The sequence below is a fragment of the Sphingosinicella sp. genome, assembly GCF_041916975.1.
Lineage (GTDB): Bacteria > Pseudomonadota > Alphaproteobacteria > Sphingomonadales > Sphingomonadaceae > Sphingosinicella.
This window is the reverse complement of record NZ_JAYRYK010000001.1, coordinates 1199656-1216594: the sequence shown is the minus strand read 5'-3', so window position 1 is coordinate 1216594 and position 16939 is coordinate 1199656. Positions and strand designations below refer to the sequence as shown.

The following is a 16939-nucleotide window of genomic DNA, read 5'->3' as shown; positions in this document are numbered from 1 at the left end:
TTTCAGCGCGCGGAAGCGAGGGAGGATATTTCCGTGCGCCGAAGATCGAAGCCCCGTGCCGTCATCGCTGCGCGCGTCATATCGAGGATGGGCTTGCGCGCCGTCTCGGGCGTTCCGCCGCTGAGCGGTGCCGGATCATATTCAAGCACGAGCTGAAGCATCTCCGCGACGTCGCGGCCGTGGAGCTTCTCGGCGATGTGGAATGCGAAATCGATGCCTGCGGTGACGCCGCCCCCGGAAATCCGGTTGCGATCCTCAACGACGCGGTCGGCGACTGGGATTACGCCGAATTTCGGCAGTAGATCGCGCCACGCCCAGTGACACGCCGCCTTGTAGCCGGTCATCAACCCGGCTGCGGCAAGGATCAGCGATCCCGTGCAGACGCTGGTGATGAACTGCGCGCCCTCCGCCTGTTCACGCAGCCACGAGAGCGCGACCTGATCGCGCATCACCGCCGAGGTGCCGTATCCGCCGGGCACGCAGATCATGTCGAGCTGAGGACACTCAGCGAAGGTTGTCGTCGGCAGGAATGTGAGCCCGCAATCGTCCTTGATGGGGTCCATGGATTTCCAGATGAAGTGCAGCTTTGCGCCGGGCATTCGCGCCAGAACCTGCGCCGGGCCGGTCATGTCGAGCTGGGTCAGCTCGGGGAACAGCAGGAACCCGATGTCGAATGTCTCTGTCATAAGTCTCTCCGCGTGTTGGTCTGACAGTCCTACCCACACCAAGTTGTGGCGGAAATGACATTGATCTGTATAATTCTGCCATGCGAACGATTCTCCTTGTCTTTCCGGGGTTCCAGCTTCTCGATCTTTCGGGACCTGCCGCCGTGTTCGGCGCGGCGGCCGAAGGGCTCGGGCGCGGCTCCGCCGTGGTCGCGGTCTCGAGCCGGGGCGGGGCGGTCGTTTCGAGTTGCGGCATCGCTGTCGCCACGCTGCCGCTGCCTGCGGTCGATCCCGCCGACACACTGCTCGTCGTCGGCGGAGACAGCCCCGGCCTTAGCGCGCTGATGGAGGACCGGCAGGCGGGAGACTGGTTTCGCTCCATGGCAGACAAGGCCCGTCGCCACGGCTCGATCTGCACGGGCGCGTTTGCGCTTGCCGCCTGGGGGCTGACCGCCGGAAAGCGTGTCGCCACGCACTGGAACAGCGCTGAGCGCCTCTCCCAAGGGTTCCCGGACACGGCGGTCGATGCCGAATCCATGTTCGTGGAAGACGGCGCGCTCTGGACCTCGGCAGGCGTGACGGCGGGGATCGACATGGCGCTCGCCATGGTGGAGCGCGACCACGGGCCGAGGCTGGCAAACGGTATCGCCCGGCGGCTGGTGCTGTCGGTGCGCCGCCCCGGCAACCAGTCCCAATATTCGCCGCTGCTCCGCGCGCAGGCGAAGGCGGCGGGGCGCTACACCGATCTCGTCGGCTATATCGCCGCAAACCTCGACCGGAAGCTCGATGTGGAAGCGCTCGCCGCACGCGTCCGTGAAACGCCGCGCAGCTTCCACCGCAACTTCCGCGAAGCGACGGGGAAAACGCCCGCCGCGTTCGTCACCGCCGCAAGGCTGGACCGTGCCCGCGCGCTGCTCGGCGAAGGCGCGCCGGTGAAAACGGCGGCCGCCGCGTGCGGCTTTTCTTCGCCGGAGCATTTCACGAAGAGCTTTTCGGGCGCCTTCGGCCTTTCACCCGCCGCGTGGCGGTCGCTGAACGCTACTGCGTCTGCACCGCCTCGCCGGTGATCATGTAGCCGCCTTCGAGGAATCTGGCGACCTCGTCCGCCGCCGGATGGCCGAACGCCTTGTATTTCGCGCGCAGTGACGTGCAGCGCTCGCCCGGTATGCGGTCAAGGCCGCTGTCGCTGAGCGTGAGGAGATCGGTCTCCAGCGCGGCGGCAACGTCGCCGCCGTAGCATTGCTTCGCAGCTTCAAGGAACGCGGCGGCATAGCGATAGGCGTCGCCCTCGGCATAGCTCATCGCCAGCGTCATCGCGGGGGCGAGGGTCAGCCACGGTTGCAGCGCGGGGTTGATCGCATGGCCTGCCACGCTTCCCGCGATGCCGTGCCGCCCCGTGAAGGCGCGCAGGTGCAGGAAGCGCGACATGCGCGGGCCGTCGTTGACGGGGTAATTGTCCCAGAGCACGGGCTTGCGGCGGAGCGCTTCGGCGACACGGTCGAGGTGCCCGCGCGTGAACTCGCGGCTGCAGACTTCCTCGCCGGTCCAGAACACGTCCACCGCAGGATCGAGCAGGCGCCCGAGGTCTTCGAGATAATGCGCGGGCCGCGCACCGAAGACGCGGTCGAGCACGGGGTCGTCGCTGTAATAGCTCGGGCACATCTGAATGCGTGCGGGCAGGGTGCTCGCGGCGTGGTGCACGATTTCCGACTGCGTTTTGGCAAGGCCCGGAATGTCGCCGTGCATATCGTCGAACAGGATCGCGATGATATCCGGGCGGAGTGTACCCAGCGCCGTCAGTCGCGCTGTGAGCGCTGCCTTGCCTTCTCCGTTCCAATCGCTGTGCAGTTCGTAAGGCGTGAGCCCAATGCCGAACGCCACGCCTGCATCGCGGCAGGCATCCGCGAAGCGCGCTAGCGCGTCCATCGTCTCGGCAGGGTGGTTCTCCTGCCACTGGCGGCGAAGATAGGCGTCCGCCTTCGGGGCGTAGATGAAGAACGAGAAGCCGTGCGGCGCGAGGGTTCGCATCACGTGTTCCCGCTCCGCCCATGTCCAGGGCTCTCCGAAATAGCCTTCGATGAGGCCGAGCGGCGGTGTCGTTCCGGTCATGGCGGGACCGTTTAGCGGCTTTCAGGGGGATGGAAAAGGCAAGGGGAGCGTGCGACAGAAGCGCCGTGATCACGCCTGCCTCCTCCGTTCCGTTTGTTGATGCCGCGCGGGTCTGGGCGCGGATCGGCGTCCTTTCGTTCGGTGGCCCGGCGGCGCAGATCGCGCTGATGCACCGGATGCTGGTTGATGAGAAGAAATGGGTGGGCGAGGCGCAGTTCCTGCACGCGCTCAACTTCTGCATGTTGCTGCCGGGGCCGGAAGCGCAGCAGCTCGCGACTTATGTGGGCTGGCTGCTGCACGGCGTGCGCGGCGGGCTCGTCGCGGGGCTGCTCTTCATCCTGCCAGGTATGCTCGTCATGCTCGGCCTGTCGGTGCTCTATGTCACGCTTGGGCAGGTGCCTGCGGTTGAAGGGCTGCTCTTCGGCCTGAAAGCGGCGGTACTGGTCATCGTCGCAGAGGCGTTGGAGCGTGTCGGTCGCCGCGCACTCGGTTCGGGGGTTGCGCGGCTGCTCGCCGTGCTCGCCTTCGCGGCGCTGTTCCTGTTCGGTGTGCCGTTTCCGGTAGTCGTGCTGGCGGCGGGGCTCGTCGGCTATGTGGCCGGGCGTCGCGGCTCGACGCTGTTTGCGCGCGTGCCGGGCGATGCCGCGCTCGATGAAACCCCGCGCCGCAGTTCGCCGTTTGCGATCCTCAGCCTTGCCGTCCTCTGGCTCGCGCCGCTCGGTCTCCTGTGGCTGCTGCTCCCGGGCAGCATTTATGCGGAGATCGCGCGCTTCTTTTCGTGGCTTGCGGTCATCACCTTCGGCGGCGCCTACGCGGTACTTTCGTATATGACCGACGTGGTCGTCGGCAGTTTCGGCTGGATGCGCCCCGGCGAGATGATGGATGCGCTAGGCCTTGCCGAAACCACGCCCGGCCCGCTCATTCTCGTTACGCAGTTCGTCGGCTTCATCGCGGCGTGGCGCGAGGGTGGCGGTTCGATCGGCGCAGGCATTCTCGGCGCGCTGCTGACGACATGGGTGACGTTCGCGCCGTGCTTCCTATGGATCTTCGCGGGCGCGCCCTATGTCGAACGCCTGCGCGGCAATCGTGCGCTCGCCAGCGCGCTCGCGGCGATCACGGCGGCGGTGGTCGGCGTCATCGCAAACCTCGGCGTCTGGTTCGCCGTGCATTTCCTCTTCGCGCGCACCGTGCGGCTCGATGCCGGGCCGTTCGATGCGGCGCTGCCGGATTGGGCGAGCCTCGATGTCGCGGCGCTGGCGCTCACCGTGCTGCTCGGCGTCATCGCGTGGCGCTGGAAGATCGGCATCGGCTGGCTGTTGCTGATCGGCATCGGCCTCGGGCTTGCCGTTCAGGCCGTGCTTTAGGAATCGACCCCGCCATTCGGCGGCGATATAGCGCGGGACATGCGCAGCTTGATCCCTTTCATCCTGCTACTGGCCGCGCCCGCAGCCGCGCAGCAGGCGGCGGAAGTGCCCGGCGTCCCCGCCGAATGGTTCGCCGCGAAGGAAAGCGCCGCCGCGGCACGCGCGCCTGATCTCGATGCGCTTGGCAAGGATGTTCTCGACCGCGCCCGCTGGTCGACGACGACGCAGGCCTGCAAGACGCTGACCCGTACAGAGCCCTACGGTCTCCAGCCCGCCACTGCCGATCGGCTGGTGAGCGAAGGGCTGAAGGCGGGCGCGTTCGTTGGCGCGTGGACCTTCTACGCGCGCACCGACTGCACCGAAACGCCGCTGCTCCGCTACCTCTACATCGCCGAAAGCGACGGGCGGAACCTTCTCCTCGTCGTCAATCGCGGCGAGGCGATCTCGACGCCAAGCCAGATGCGCGAGACGAGCAAGCTCGCCGCCAAGGCCGCGTACGACAGCGCGAAGCAGCAGCAGCCGTCGTGCGAGGTGACGAGCGTCGGGATGCGCCAGACGCGGATCGCCGCGACGGACGGCGATCTTTCGCCCATGCAGTTCGGCACGCGCTTCGCGGGCGGCTGGAGCGAGGCGTGGGACTTTGTGGCTTGCGGTCGCCGCGCGACCGTGACAGTCCGATTTGAAGCCGATGGCAAGGGCGGCGCTTCGGCGCGGGTGACGGATGTCACCTTGTCCTGACGGCAGGGGAAAACGGAGAGTTCGATGACCGACAAGCCGACGCTGGGCGAATGGAAGGCGCTTGCCGACAAGGAAGTGAAGGGCAAGAGCCTCGACTGGCAGACGCCCGAGGGCATCACCGTGAAGCCGCTCTACACGGCCGAGGACGTTGCCACCGATCCCGGTCTTCCCGGTTTCGCGCCGTTCACGCGCGGCGTGCGCGCATCGATGTACGCGGGCCGTCCGTGGACGATCCGTCAGTACGCGGGCTTCTCTACCGCCGAGGAATCGAACGCTTTTTACCGCCGCAACCTCGCCGCCGGGCAGAAGGGTCTCTCGGTCGCGTTCGACCTCGCCACGCACCGCGGCTACGATTCGGATCACCCGCGCGTCGTCGGCGACGTCGGCAAGGCGGGCGTCGCGATCGACTCGGTCGAGGACATGAAGATCCTGTTCGACGGCATCCCGCTCGATCAGATGTCCGTGTCGATGACGATGAACGGCGCGGTGATCCCGATCCTGTCGTTCTTCATCGTCGCGGGCGAGGAGCAGGGCGTTGACCGCAAATTGCTCGACGGGACCATCCAGAACGACATTCTGAAGGAGTTCATGGTCCGCAACACCTACATCTACCCGCCCGAGCCTTCGATGCGGATCATCTCCGACATCTTCGGCTACACCTCGCGGGAGATGCCGAAGTTCAACTCGATCTCGATCTCCGGCTACCACATGCAGGAAGCCGGCGCGACGCAGGTGCAGGAACTCGCCTTCACCATCGCGGACGGTGCCGAATACGTGCGCTACGGTGTCGCCTCGGGCCTCGACATCGACAAGTTCGCGGGCCGCCTGTCGTTCTTCTTCGCCATCGGCATGAACTTCTTCATGGAAGTTGCGAAGCTCCGCGCCGCGCGTGTGCTCTGGCACCGCGTGATGACGAACCTCGGCGCCAAGGACGAGCGCTCCAAGATGCTGCGCACGCACTGCCAGACCTCGGGCGTGTCGCTCACCGAGCAGGACCCGTACAACAACGTCATCCGCACCACGATCGAGGCGATGGCCGCGATGCTGGGCGGCACCCAGTCGCTGCACACCAACGCGCTCGACGAAGCGATTGCACTCCCCACCGATTTCTCCGCCCGCATCGCGCGCAACACGCAGATCGTCATCCAGGAAGAGACCGGGATGACCAAGGTCGTCGATCCCTTGGGCGGCTCCTACTACGTGGAGGCGCTGACGCAGGAACTCGTCGACAAGGCCTGGGAGATCATCGAGCGCGTCGAAGCCGAAGGCGGCATGGCGAAAGCCGTCGCGGCGGGCTGGCCCAAGGCGATGATCGAGGAGGCCGCCGCAGCGCGTCAGGCGCGCGTGGACCGGGCCGACGACGTGATCGTGGGCGTCAACAAGTACCGCCTTGTGAACGAGGATCTGCTGGAGACACTCGAAGTCGATAACGACAAGGTTCGGCAAGGCCAGATCGCGCGCATCAACGCCGTGAAGGCGGCGCGCGACGAGGCCGCCTGCCGCGCCGCACTCGATGCGCTGCGCGCGGGCGCGGCCAAGCCTTCCAGCATCGAGAACAACCTGCTCGCGCTCGCCGTCGAGGCCGCGCGCGCGCGCGCCACGCTCGGCGAGATTTCCTCGGCGATGGAGGAAAGCTTCCAGCGCTACGGCACCGTGCCCACGCCGGTGAAAGGCGTCTACGCGGCGCCGTACCAGGGCGATCCGCGATGGGAGCAGGTGGTGGACGGTGTCAAGGCCGTCGAACGCCGCCTCGGCCGCAAACCGAAATTGCTCGTCGCCAAAATGGGCCAGGATGGCCACGACCGCGGCGCCAACGTCATCGCGTCGGCCTTCGGCGACATGGGTTTCGACGTGGTCTCCGGGCCACTGTTCCAGACGCCTGAGGAAACCGTCGTGCTCGCGCTCGAAACCGGCGTCGACGTCGTCGGCGCCTCGTCGCTCGCCGCCGGTCACAAGACGCTGATCCCCGAGCTCATCCGCGGCCTGCGCGAGCAGGGCCGCAGCGACATCAAGGTGATCGCGGGCGGCGTCATCCCGCCGCAGGACTATGATTTCCTGCGCGATGCGGGCGTTCAGGGCATCTATGGCCCCGGCACCAACGTGGTCGAATGCGCGGCGGACGTGCTGCGCCTGCTCGGCCACAACATGCCGCCTGCAGGGCTTGCCGAAGCGGCGGAGTAAGCACCCAGCGCTGTACCGGTCCGATTCGGACCGGTGCCGAAACCGTGATATGTCTCGCCGCCTCCAAACAGGGGAGACACGTCATGACTTACCGGAAATTTGTCTCGCTTTGCGTTGCGTCCGCGTTTGTCGTTGCCTCACCCGTCGCCGCGCAGGACACGGCGAAAAAGCGCGAGAACGTCTCGTATCATGTCCTGGAGTTCGTGAAGTACAAGGAAGGCAAGGGCGAGCGCGCCTGGGAGATCGTCACGAAGTATTTCGATCCCGCGTCCGTGGCGTCGAAGACACCGCTTCCCGAAGAGTATCACGTCCAGTTCGGCGATTGGGACGACGTGCTCGTCTGGCCGATGAAGGGCGGGGCGGAGATCGAGTGGCAGTATTCGCCAGACGACGTCGCCTGGTTCGCGGAACTCCACAAGCTGACCGGCAGCAAGGAAGCCTCCGACAAGCTGCTCGAAGAGTGGAACGGCCTCATCGCGAATCGCAAGCGGTCCATCGCGCACCGGCACCTGCCGAAAAAGTAGCGGGCGTAAGGGAAGGGGCCTCGCGCCCCTTCCGCGTTCAGCGGGTGGCGGGTTTCCGGCGCCCGACGATGATGCCCGCAAGCCCGAAGCCGAGCAGTGCGAATATGCCGGACATCGGCGGTTTCAGGGCTTCCTCCGCGAAGGCCGCGGCGTTCGAAAAATAGCGCGCCGCACCCGTCTTGCCGTTCACCGTCGCATTCCCCGAGGCCGCGACGATGCGGCCCTGCTCCGCGACCATCTCGTTGTCGGCGAGTATCGCGGCGTTGGCGGGTGCCGAGCGGTTGGCGAAGAATGTCACGGTTCCAGGCGCACGGTTCACGAAGCGGTTGCCGCTCACGCGTACGGGGCCCTGCGGGTTCACGTAGCTGCCGCCCTTTCGCATCTCGAAGCCATAGGCGATGGCCGTGCAGCAATTGTCGGGGTCGGGGCCCTTCACCAGCAGGTTGTCGCTGATCGTCGCGCCGCCGCCCTCTGGCAGGTCGATGAGGTAGGAAGCTGAGCCGTTCGTATCGTCGATCCGGTTGCCCGTGATGCGCGTGTCGAGCGCACGGGATTTGATGTAGTGGCCGCGCGTGCCGCGCTCGAATGTCGATCCCGTCACCATCAGGCGCGCGATGCCGTTCGCATAAATCGCATGGCCCACGTGGTCAGCTGCGCGGCTGGCCGTCCCCGTAAAGCGCGAACGGCGCACGGTCAGCACGCTGCCGTCCACGCTGTTTGCAAGGATGCCCATCTCGTTCCCGGAGAAGCGCGCGTCGGCCACCGTGAGGTTGCGGCCTTCGGCACGAATTCCGGCGCCGTTGCCGTCAGGCGCGCGGGCGCCTTCGAATGTGATCCCCGTGATCGTCACGTCATCCCCGGCGATCACGAACAGTCCCTTGCCGGCCACGGTGTCGCCGCCCACCACGACGCTGCCCGGTACGGCGTCCGCTGCGGCGCGGATGGTCAGGTTGTCGGCGTGGAAGCGCGCGCCTTCGTAGAGGCCGGGGGCAAGGACGATCGTATCGCCGGCCTCGGTATCGCGCGCGGCTTCGGCCAGCGTCGCATAGGCACCGTTGCCGCCGACCGCGAGCGTTGCCGCCGATGCGCCGGCCGAGCCGGTAGAGAGGGCCGCTGCCAGAGCGAGTCTCAGTGTCATGTCCGCCGACCTCGTCATTGCCGCCATGCTGCGCGAGGTCCCCGACCGCGCGGGCCGCTCATGCCCTGCAAATGATGACGGTTTCAATCGCGTGCCCCTCGAAAGCCGGGTGGAGTGCGTAGCAGACGCGACATTACGAAGCCGTTTCGTTCCGAGCGCGTTTCCAGCGCTGTGCGTAACGGACGGCCGATACGATCGTTAGGAAAGTTGCTGCAATCATCAGAGCTTGCAACAGAAGCGGCGTTTTGAGCACGGGCGGCAGCGGCAGCAGGATCAGCGCCACGAGCAGCATCTGCACAGCGTTTCCCGCCTTGCCGAAGCGGCCGGGGTGGAGTTCGTCGGCGTGCCCGCGCGCCCGGGCCCAGACGCTCGCGGCGAGCACGAAGCCCTCGCGCACCGCCACGACGAGCGCGAACCAGCCCGGCAGCAACCCGGTCCACCACAAAAGCGCCACGGCGGTGCCGACGAGCAGCTTGTCGGCAACGGGGTCCATCAGCCGCCCGAACGTCGTGATGATGTCCCAACGCCGCGCGATCCAGCCGTCCACGGCGTCGGTGATGGCGGCGATGGCGAACAGGATGCCCGCGCGCGCCAGATCGCCCGAAATCAGGTACAGCGCCATCGGCACCACGAGCAGCAGCCGGAAGACGGTGAGCAGATTGGGAATGTTGATAGGGCGCCTCCCACTGTTTTAGTCGCCAGTATCGTCTGCACAGGATAGACGAGGCATGAATGTCATGCACGCCCGTGCCCGGTCTTTTGGAGGAAACCATGTTCCTGAAGCTCAGCGAAACCGTTTCGGTGGCGCCGCAGATCACGGCTGCCGACATCGGTGCCGCGAAGACGGCGGGCTTCACCGCGATCATCAACAACCGCCCGGATGGCGAAGCGCCCGATCAACCGCCGAGCGAGACGATCGCGGCGGCGGCAGCGGCGGAAGGGCTCGCTTATGCCTATATCCCGATGTCGCAGGGCGGCATCACGCCCGCCATGATCGAAGCCGTGCGCCAGGCGCTGGAAGGCCAGACCACATTGATGTTCTGCCGCTCGGGCACGCGCTCCACGATGCTGTGGGGCCTTGCCGAAGCCTCTGCCGGGAAGAATCCCGAAGAGCTTGCCGAGGCGGCGCGCGGTGCCGGATACGACCTGTCGCCGATCTACGGCGTCATGCAGCAGATGGCAGCCCGCTAGAAGATGCTTGCGCAGACGCTGATCTCGGTCGGCGGCATCGCGCTTGTGGTTTTGCTGGCGCGCTGGCTCGGCGTCCGGCGTCCGGCAGCGGGCCTCGATACGAAGGCTGCGGCCGATCTTGCCGAGTTCACCCTCGCGGGGTTCGTGGCGAACGACGTCGCGCTTGGCGCCGATGGCGGCGGCGCGATGGTTTCGGGGCAGGGCGGGCACTTCGCCCTCATCAAGCCGCACGGATCGCACTGGGCCGTGCGGGGGCTCGCGGCGCCGGTGGCCGTCACTGTCGAAAACGCTGACTTGATCGTGGACAGCGGCGATCCCATGTTCGGCTCGGTTCGCCTGCGGATCGGCGCGGAAGCGGCGGAAACGCTTGCCGCACGGCTGCGGGCACAGGCTGGACACCAATGAAGCTGCCCGATCCCGTCGCTCTCGCCATTCCGGCGTTCATCCTGCTGATGGTGGCGGAGGTGCTCTGGGTCCGTTTCGGCGGACGCGGCGAATATGAATGGCGCGATACCGCCACCTCGCTCGTCATGGGCTTCGGCAGCACGATTGCCAGCCTCATCACCGGCGGCGCGGTTATCGCCTCGGCGTACTGGCTGCATCAGTTCGCGATTGTCGATCTCGGCTGGCACTGGTGGGTGTTCGCGCTCTGCATCCTTGCTGACGATCTCGCGTATTACGTGTTCCACCGCAGCGCGCACCGCGTGCGCTGGTTCTGGGCGGCGCACGTCATCCATCATTCCAGCCAGCACTATAATCTCTCCACGGCGCTCCGGCAGACGTGGACGGGGTTCATCGCGCTCGCGTTCATCTTCCGGATGCCGCTGTTCCTGGTGTTCGATCCGGCGATGGTGCTCTTCGCCTCGGCGATCAACCTCGTCTACCAGTTCTGGATTCACACAGAGGTCGTCGGCCGGATGCCGCGCTGGTTCGAGGCGGTCATGAACACGCCCTCACACCACCGCGTCCACCACGCGACGAACCCGCGTTATCTCGACAAGAACTACGCAGGCATGTTCATCATCTGGGACAGGATGTTCGGCACGTTCGAGCCGGAGCGCGACGACGAGCCGTGCCGCTACGGCATCGTCAAGAACCTCGGCAGCTTCAATGTGCTGTGGACGGCGTTCCACGAGTGGATCGGCATCGCGAAGGACGTGTGGCACGCGCCCACGTGGGCCGCGCGCTGGAACTACATGGTGAAGCCGCCGGGTTGGAGCCACGACGGCAGCCGCGACACCTCGGAGACGATCAAGGCGCGCTGGGCGGAGCGGCAGGCGCGGCTCGCGGCAGAGCCCGCCGAATGATTCCGATCGGGCGAGGGCTCGCCATCGATCCTGATGAGATCACGCTCAGTTTCATCCGCGCGAGCGGCCCCGGCGGACAGAACGTCAACAAGGTATCGACGGCGGTGGAGCTTCGCTTCGATCTCGCGCGTTCGCCGTCGCTGCCGGAGGCCGTCAAACGCCGCGCTGCGCGGCTCGCCGGACGGCGGCTGACGCTGGACGGGGTCATCGTGCTCCGCGCCGAGCGCTTCCGCACACAGGAGATGAACCGGGAGGATGCCGAGGCGCGGCTCGTCGCGCTGCTCTCCGAAGCCGCCGTGCCGCCGACGCCGCGCGTCAAGACCAAACCGAGCAAGGCCGCGAAGGCCCGCCGCACCGATGCCAAAACCGGGCGCGGCAAGGTGAAGGCGCTGCGCCGCAAACCTTCGGACGTTTAGAAAAGGAGAGGGGCGGCGTGGTTGCCCACGCCGCCCCGGGAATTTGTACGCAGTACTAAACTCGAACTCAGTAGTTGTAGGCGCGTTCGCCGTGTTCGCCGAGGTCGAGACCTTCGCGCTCCACCTCTTCGGAGACACGCAGGCCGGTGATGACCTTGGCCACCGTGAAGGCGATCGCCGAGCCCACCGCTGCCCAGATGATGGCGACCACGACCGCCTGGATCTGGATGATGAGCTGGGCGCCCATGGCATAGTCCTCTGCACCCGGGCCGCCGAGCGCCGGCAGCATGGTGACCGCCGTGCCGATGGAACCGATGATGCCGCCTACGCCGTGGATGCCGAACGCGTCGAGCGAGTCGTCGAAGCCGAGCTTCGCCTTGATCTTCATGACGAAGATGCAGCAGGCGATGGCTGCGATCGCACCGAGCAGGATAGCGCCGAACGGACCGGAGTTGCCCGCCGCCGGCGTGATCGCCACGAGGCCCGCGATGGCGCCCGAGCAGGCACCGAGCAGCGAGCTCTTGTGACCGAGCACGCGCTCGGTGAGCATCCAGAACAGCACCGCCGCAGCCGTGGCGACGAAGGTGTTGATGAGCGCGAGGCCCGCCGAACCGTTCGCCTCGAGAGCCGAGCCGGCGTTGAAGCCGAACCAGCCCACCCACAGCAGACCCGTGCCGATCAGCGTCATGGTCAGCGAGTGCGGCGCCATGACTTCCTTCTGGTAGCCGAGACGCTTGCCGAGGAGGATCGCACCGACCAGCGCCGAGACGCCAGCGTTGATGTGGACGACCGTACCGCCGGCGAAGTCCAGCGCACCCCAGCCGAAGATCAGGCCGGTCGCCTCATCCGTGCCGCCGAGATACCAGACCATGTGCGCGATCGGGTAGTAGACGATGAACAGCCAGACGATCGCGAAGACCATCAGGCCCGAGAACTTCATGCGCTCGACAAGGCCGCCGACGACGAGCGCGACGGTGATCGCCGAGAATGTCATCTGGAAGGCGATGAACACGAATTCCGGGATGACCACGCCGTCCGTGAAGGTCGCGACCGTCGAGTCGGCCGTCACGCCTGCAAGGAAGAACTTGCCCGTCGAGATGAACTGGTTCGCGTCGCCGCCGAACGAGAGGCCGTAGCCGAACATGACCCAGAGGATCATGGCGAGGCTCGCCACCGCGATGATCTGGGTGAGAACCGAGAGCATGTTCTTGGTGCGGACGAGGCCGCCGTAGAACAGCGCGAGGCCGGGGACGATCATGGCCATGACGAGCACGGTCGCCACGATCATCCAGGCGGTGTCGCCCTTGTCGGGAACCGGCACGGCCGCGGCGGCTTCCTGCGCGAAGGCAGGCAGTGAAAACAGCAGGGGGGCGCCGAAAGCCAGCGCGCGTCCTGCCCATCCAAGAGTTGGTTTCATTCCTTACCCCCAGTCCTAAAGAGCGGTTTCATCGGTCTCGCCGGTGCGGATGCGCACGGCGCCGCCGACATCGAGCGTGAAGATCTTGCCGTCGCCGATGCTTCCGGTCGCGGCGGCGGCGGAGATGGTTTCAACCACGCGCGGAGCAAGGTCGTCGGCGGCGACGATCTCGAGCTTCAGCTTCGGAACCATGTTCACACTGTACTCAGCGCCGCGGTACACTTCCGTGTGCCCCTTCTGGCGCCCGTAACCCTTCACCTCCGTCACGGTCAGTCCCTGCACGCCGATGTCGCTCAGGGCTTCCCGCACGGGGTCGAGCTTGAATGGCTTGATGATAGCAATGATCAGCTTCATGCCTTGCCCCCTCCTGTGTGGTTGTGCCGGGGAGGCATTGTGCATGATGCGTGCCAACTGCTGCAGCGCAGCAAAACAGGCGACTCCAACCCCGCTGGGGCTGGATTATGATTAAAAATTAGGCGATGGAGGGGATGCGCCTAGATTCTAGGCGAGGAAGTTGACGAAAGTTTAAGCGTCGGCGCGGTCCAAAATCGCTTTTGCCTCGGCAAGGTCGCTTTCATCGACCATCAGCCGCGCCGAAGCGATCGGCCCGAGCCTCAGGCTTGATACGCCCGCGTCGAAGAGCACCGCCGGAATTCCCTCCGCTTCGAGCCCGAGGCGGGCGACGTCCGCCTCAATCCTGTCGGAATATTCGCGGACCATCGCGAGCGGCATCAGGCGTCCTCGCTCACGTAGCGGTCGGTCACGCGGATCGGCAGGCCGTCGATGCTCCGCGTACGGTCGGCGCGGCGCTTCACCCAAGCCGATGGATCCGTGCCCGCCTGCCGATGGTATTTCACCAGCGTCGGCCGTTCGCGCTCCAGCGTCATGTGCGGCACGCCCCAGCCGCAGCTCGTCTGCGTGCTCTCGACCGTAATGTCGAAGATCTGCCGCGTGCCGGGCAGGATCGCGAAATGCGCCGCGAGCGCATCCCAATCCGCGTCCTGCGGCAATACCGCCCGGCCGTGCCCGTAAATGCGGAAGATGAGCGCCGGATTGTCGAACGCACAGAACATCAGCGTGATGCGCCCGTCCGCGGCGAGGTGCGCGTGCGTCTCGTTGCCGGAGCCGCCGAGGTCAAGATAGGCGACGCGCGTCGGCGAGAGCACGCGAAAGCAATCATAGCCCTTGGGGCTGAGGTTGATGCGCGCGTCCGCCGCGGCGGTCGCCACGAAGAACACGGGCTGGCGGGTGATGAAGGCGATGTGCTCTTCGGTAAGGTGATCGAAGAAGTCCGCCACGCGCCGCTCTCCTTTCGTCTCAGGCGGCGGTGCCGCCCACCGTCAACCCTTCCAGCATCAGCGTGGGCTGCCCGACGCCCGCGGGCACCGATTGCCCACCCTTGCCGCAGATGCCGACGCCCTCGTCCAGCTCCAGGTCGTTGCCGATCGCGACGACCTTCTGCATCGCCTCCGGTCCCGATCCGATCAGCGTCGCGCCCTTGATCGGGGCGCCGAGTTTGCCGTTCTCGATCCGGTAGGCCTCCGTGCAGGAAAACACGAACTTGCCGTTGGTGATGTCGACCTGCCCGCCGCCGAAGCTCTTGGCGTAGATACCGGATTTGGCGCGGGAGAGAATCTCGCCCGGATCATCCTTGCCCGCGAGCATGAACGTGTTCGTCATGCGCGGCATCGGCGCGTGCGCGAAGCTCTCGCGGCGGCCGTTGCCGGTAGGCGCCACGCCCATCAGGCGGGCGTTCAGCCGGTCCTGCATGTAGCCCTTCAGGATGCCGTCCTCGATCAGCACGGTGCGGCCCGTCGGCGTGCCTTCGTCGTCAATGGTCAGCGACCCGCGCCGGTGCTCGAGGCTGCCGTCGTCGACGATCGTGACACCCGGTGAAGCCACGCGCTCGCCTAGCCGTCCCGAGAAGGTCGAAGCCCCCTTGCGGTTGAAATCGCCCTCAAGACCATGCCCAACCGCCTCGTGCAGCAGCACGCCCGGCCAGCCCGGCCCCAGCACCACGGTCATCTCGCCCGCAGGGGCCGCGACCGCGTCGAGGTTCACCAGCGCCTGCGCGAGCGCCACATCGATCGCACGCTCCCACGTCGCGTCCTCGAACAGCTGGTCGTAAAGATAGCGGCCGCCGATGCCGTGGTAGCCGGCCTCCCGGCGCCCGTCCTTCTCGGCGACGATCTGCACGTTGATCCGCACCAGCGGCCGGATGTCGGAGGCGCGGAAGCCGTCCCCGCGCAGAATCTCGATCGCGGACCAGCTCGCGGTAAGCGAGGCGGAGACCTGCACCACGCGCGGATCGCGCGCCCGCGCTGCGGCGTCGATTCGCTCCAGCAGCGCGACCTTGCGCGCGAAGGGGATCGCGCTGATCGGGTCGTCGTCCACATAGAGCTTGCGGTTGGTCCGTGCGGGCGGCGCGGCGATCGTGCCGCCATGCCCGCCGCGCACCAGCGCCACGGTTTCGCCCGCGCGCCGGATCGCCGCCTCGCTAATCTCGTTGGCGTGCGCAAAGGCGGTGGTTTCGCCCGAAACGCCGCGCAGGCCGAAGCCCTGCGTCGTGTCGAAGCTCGCGGATTTCATGCGTCCGTCGTCGAAGCTGAAGCTCTCGGCGACGGTGTGCTGCATGTAAAGCTCGCCGTCGTCGGTGCCGGCGAGAACGTCGGCGACGACACGCTCGGCGCGGGCCGGGTCGAGCTGCGAATAAAACAGGCGGGTCGGGTCGGTCATACGCCCGATATGGGCGCTGCGCCCTTATTTGTCACGTGTGTCGGCGGGTCCGCCCGAAAGGATGAAGCGCCGGTCGCAATAGCCGCAGTCGACGAATCCGTGCTCCATCTCCAGGAAAACGCGGGGATGGCCGAGCGGTCCCTCATCGCCGTCGCACGACACGCGTGTGCTTTCGGCGTAGCGGATTTCGGGGACGAACTCGTCTTTCGGGGCGGTAGCGTTCATGGAGGCTGCGCTTAGCACCGGTTTTTCGCGGCCTCAAGCCTGCTCAGATAAAGTGCGGAGCGATCAATGGCGCGATCACAGGGCCAAGCGCGACCGCCGCGATGAAGGCGGTCTTGAGCGCGTTGAACACCAGCACGCGGCGGCGGGAGATGGGAGCCATGAACATGGCCGGACGATGACGCGGAAAAGGTTAGTAAAGTCTTAACATCAACGGCCCTGCAACGGTTCGGCGTATGAATTTGCGCGGCACTCATCTAGCCGCTTGCCGCGTGCAGGTGCGGACGGTATAGCCCGCGCCGGGAGCGGTCGTTTCGCGCGCGCCTCACCAGCTCGCGGGCCGAACGGTCGGGGCAGGAGTTGCGTTGAATGATCGATACGGTTGAAGGAATGTCCGTCCTGGCCGACGACGACGATAATCAGAAATCGGCTGCCGCGAACGGCATCGAATTGCCACAAGGCTATGTCCCCACAGAGGACGAGCCTTTCATGAATCCGCTGCAGCTGGCGTATTTCCGCAAGAAGCTTCTCGACTGGAAAGACGATATCCATCGCGAAGCGAAGGAAACGCTCGCCCAGCTCCAGAAGGAGCCGCTGCAGGAAGCCGACGCCACCGACCGCGCATCGAGCGAGACCGACTGGTCGATCGAGCTGCGCGCGCGGGATCGGCAGCGCAAACTGATCAACAAGATCGACGCGGCGCTCCGCCGCATCGATGCGGGCGAATACGGCTACTGCGAGGTCACCGGCGAGCCGATTTCGCTGAAACGCCTCGATGCGCGCCCGATCGCCACGATGACGGTCGAGGCGCAGGAACGCCACGAGCGCAACGAGAAGATCACACGCGACGAATAGCGCGGTCCTGCCCGTAGGCAGGTCTTCTGGGCAGATCGTTACGCAAAAGTCATGGAAATCCGCGCCTGCCTGCGGG

At 66.2% G+C, this 16939-nt stretch carries 20 protein-coding genes; 10 read left to right on the top strand and 10 right to left on the bottom strand.

Going from position 1 to position 16939, the window contains the following annotated elements:
- Window positions 1-2: 2 nt before the first annotated feature.
- The gene (locus ACE3TJ_RS05755) at window positions 3-686 is read right to left on the bottom strand and encodes a DJ-1/PfpI family protein (RefSeq protein WP_374594747.1); all 684 of its coding nucleotides are present in this window, start codon (window positions 684-686) and stop codon (window positions 3-5) included.
- 80 nt (window positions 687-766) lie between these two features.
- Here ACE3TJ_RS05755 and ACE3TJ_RS05750 point away from each other — a divergent pair, with 80 nt between their 5' ends.
- The gene (locus ACE3TJ_RS05750) at window positions 767-1732 is read left to right on the top strand and encodes a GlxA family transcriptional regulator (protein WP_374594745.1); all 966 of its coding nucleotides are present in this window, start codon (window positions 767-769) and stop codon (window positions 1730-1732) included.
- On the opposite strand, the gene ACE3TJ_RS05745 is transcribed toward ACE3TJ_RS05750, so the two are convergent.
- A complete protein-coding gene (locus tag ACE3TJ_RS05745; protein ID WP_374594743.1) occupies window positions 1704-2774 on the bottom strand; it encodes a beta-N-acetylglucosaminidase domain-containing protein in 1071 nt (356 codons plus the stop codon). The two genes, ACE3TJ_RS05750 and ACE3TJ_RS05745, sit on opposite strands and share 29 nt — an antisense overlap.
- A gap of 29 nt (window positions 2775-2803) precedes the next feature.
- Here ACE3TJ_RS05745 and chrA point away from each other — a divergent pair, with 29 nt between their 5' ends.
- The 4 genes from chrA to ACE3TJ_RS05725 all read left to right on the top strand — a co-directional run bounded on the left by chrA (window position 2804) and on the right by ACE3TJ_RS05725 (window position 7581).
- Window positions 2804-4138, top strand: coding sequence for a chromate efflux transporter (chrA, locus tag ACE3TJ_RS05740; RefSeq protein ID WP_374594741.1), 1335 nt, complete (start codon window positions 2804-2806; stop codon window positions 4136-4138).
- A gap of 39 nt (window positions 4139-4177) precedes the next feature.
- Window positions 4178-4876, top strand: coding sequence for a hypothetical protein (locus ACE3TJ_RS05735; protein ID WP_374594739.1), 699 nt, complete (start codon window positions 4178-4180; stop codon window positions 4874-4876).
- Between the two features lie 24 nt (window positions 4877-4900).
- A complete protein-coding gene (scpA, locus tag ACE3TJ_RS05730) occupies window positions 4901-7057 on the top strand; it encodes a methylmalonyl-CoA mutase (RefSeq protein WP_374594737.1) in 2157 nt (718 codons plus the stop codon).
- Between the two features lie 83 nt (window positions 7058-7140).
- The gene (locus ACE3TJ_RS05725) at window positions 7141-7581 is read left to right on the top strand and encodes a hypothetical protein (RefSeq protein ID WP_374594735.1); all 441 of its coding nucleotides are present in this window, start codon (window positions 7141-7143) and stop codon (window positions 7579-7581) included.
- Window positions 7582-7618: 37 nt separating this feature from the next.
- On the opposite strand, the gene ACE3TJ_RS05720 is transcribed toward ACE3TJ_RS05725, so the two are convergent.
- Window positions 7619-8737 (bottom strand): right-handed parallel beta-helix repeat-containing protein, encoded by a 1119-nt coding sequence (locus ACE3TJ_RS05720; RefSeq protein WP_374594733.1) that lies wholly within the window; start codon window positions 8735-8737, stop codon window positions 7619-7621.
- A 115-nt stretch (window positions 8738-8852) separates the two neighbouring features.
- Window positions 8853-9377: a CDP-alcohol phosphatidyltransferase family protein gene (locus tag ACE3TJ_RS05715; RefSeq protein ID WP_374599327.1), complete on the bottom strand. Its 525-nt coding sequence runs from the start codon at window positions 9375-9377 to the stop codon at window positions 8853-8855.
- Window positions 9378-9490: 113 nt separating this feature from the next.
- Here ACE3TJ_RS05715 and ACE3TJ_RS05710 point away from each other — a divergent pair, with 113 nt between their 5' ends.
- From ACE3TJ_RS05710 to arfB, 4 genes are read left to right on the top strand one after another with little or no spacing between them, the layout of a single operon-like run.
- Window positions 9491-9910, top strand: a complete 420-nt coding sequence (locus ACE3TJ_RS05710) for a TIGR01244 family sulfur transferase (RefSeq protein ID WP_374594731.1) — start codon at window positions 9491-9493, stop codon at window positions 9908-9910.
- Between the two features lie 3 nt (window positions 9911-9913).
- Window positions 9914-10315, top strand: coding sequence for a hypothetical protein (locus tag ACE3TJ_RS05705; protein WP_374594730.1), 402 nt, complete (start codon window positions 9914-9916; stop codon window positions 10313-10315).
- The gene (locus tag ACE3TJ_RS05700; protein WP_374594728.1) at window positions 10312-11217 is read left to right on the top strand and encodes a sterol desaturase family protein; all 906 of its coding nucleotides are present in this window, start codon (window positions 10312-10314) and stop codon (window positions 11215-11217) included. The genes ACE3TJ_RS05705 and ACE3TJ_RS05700 overlap by 4 nt, the downstream gene beginning before the upstream one ends.
- Complete coding sequence (gene arfB, locus ACE3TJ_RS05695) at window positions 11214-11633, top strand: alternative ribosome rescue aminoacyl-tRNA hydrolase ArfB (protein ID WP_374594726.1); 420 nt, start codon at window positions 11214-11216, stop codon at window positions 11631-11633. Before ACE3TJ_RS05700 ends, arfB begins: the two co-directional genes overlap by 4 nt.
- 67 nt (window positions 11634-11700) lie before the next feature.
- Here arfB and ACE3TJ_RS05690 read toward each other — a convergent pair whose 3' ends face one another.
- The 6 genes from ACE3TJ_RS05690 to ACE3TJ_RS05665 all read right to left on the bottom strand — a co-directional run bounded on the left by ACE3TJ_RS05690 (window position 11701) and on the right by ACE3TJ_RS05665 (window position 16011).
- Complete coding sequence (locus ACE3TJ_RS05690; RefSeq protein ID WP_374594724.1) at window positions 11701-13050, bottom strand: ammonium transporter; 1350 nt, start codon at window positions 13048-13050, stop codon at window positions 11701-11703.
- 15 nt (window positions 13051-13065) lie between these two features.
- Window positions 13066-13404 carry a P-II family nitrogen regulator gene (locus tag ACE3TJ_RS05685; protein ID WP_374594722.1) on the bottom strand — a complete coding sequence of 113 codons (339 nt, stop codon included), beginning with the start codon at window positions 13402-13404 and terminating at the stop codon, window positions 13066-13068.
- 171 nt (window positions 13405-13575) lie between these two features.
- Window positions 13576-13782, bottom strand: a complete 207-nt coding sequence (locus ACE3TJ_RS05680) for a putative signal transducing protein (protein WP_374594720.1) — start codon at window positions 13780-13782, stop codon at window positions 13576-13578.
- Window positions 13782-14348, bottom strand: a complete 567-nt coding sequence (locus ACE3TJ_RS05675) for a pyridoxamine 5'-phosphate oxidase family protein (RefSeq protein ID WP_374594718.1) — start codon at window positions 14346-14348, stop codon at window positions 13782-13784. Before ACE3TJ_RS05675 ends, ACE3TJ_RS05680 begins: the two co-directional genes overlap by 1 nt.
- Window positions 14349-14367: 19 nt before the next feature.
- A complete protein-coding gene (tldD, locus tag ACE3TJ_RS05670; protein WP_374594716.1) occupies window positions 14368-15786 on the bottom strand; it encodes a metalloprotease TldD in 1419 nt (472 codons plus the stop codon).
- Window positions 15787-15810: 24 nt separating this feature from the next.
- On the bottom strand, window positions 15811-16011 hold the full coding sequence (locus tag ACE3TJ_RS05665) for a zinc-finger domain-containing protein (protein WP_374594714.1): 201 nt from the start codon (window positions 16009-16011) through the stop codon (window positions 15811-15813).
- Between the two features lie 387 nt (window positions 16012-16398).
- On the opposite strand from ACE3TJ_RS05665, the gene dksA reads away from it, so the two are divergent.
- Window positions 16399-16863 (top strand): RNA polymerase-binding protein DksA, encoded by a 465-nt coding sequence (gene dksA, locus ACE3TJ_RS05660; protein ID WP_374599325.1) that lies wholly within the window; start codon window positions 16399-16401, stop codon window positions 16861-16863.
- Window positions 16864-16939 lie beyond the last annotated feature (76 nt).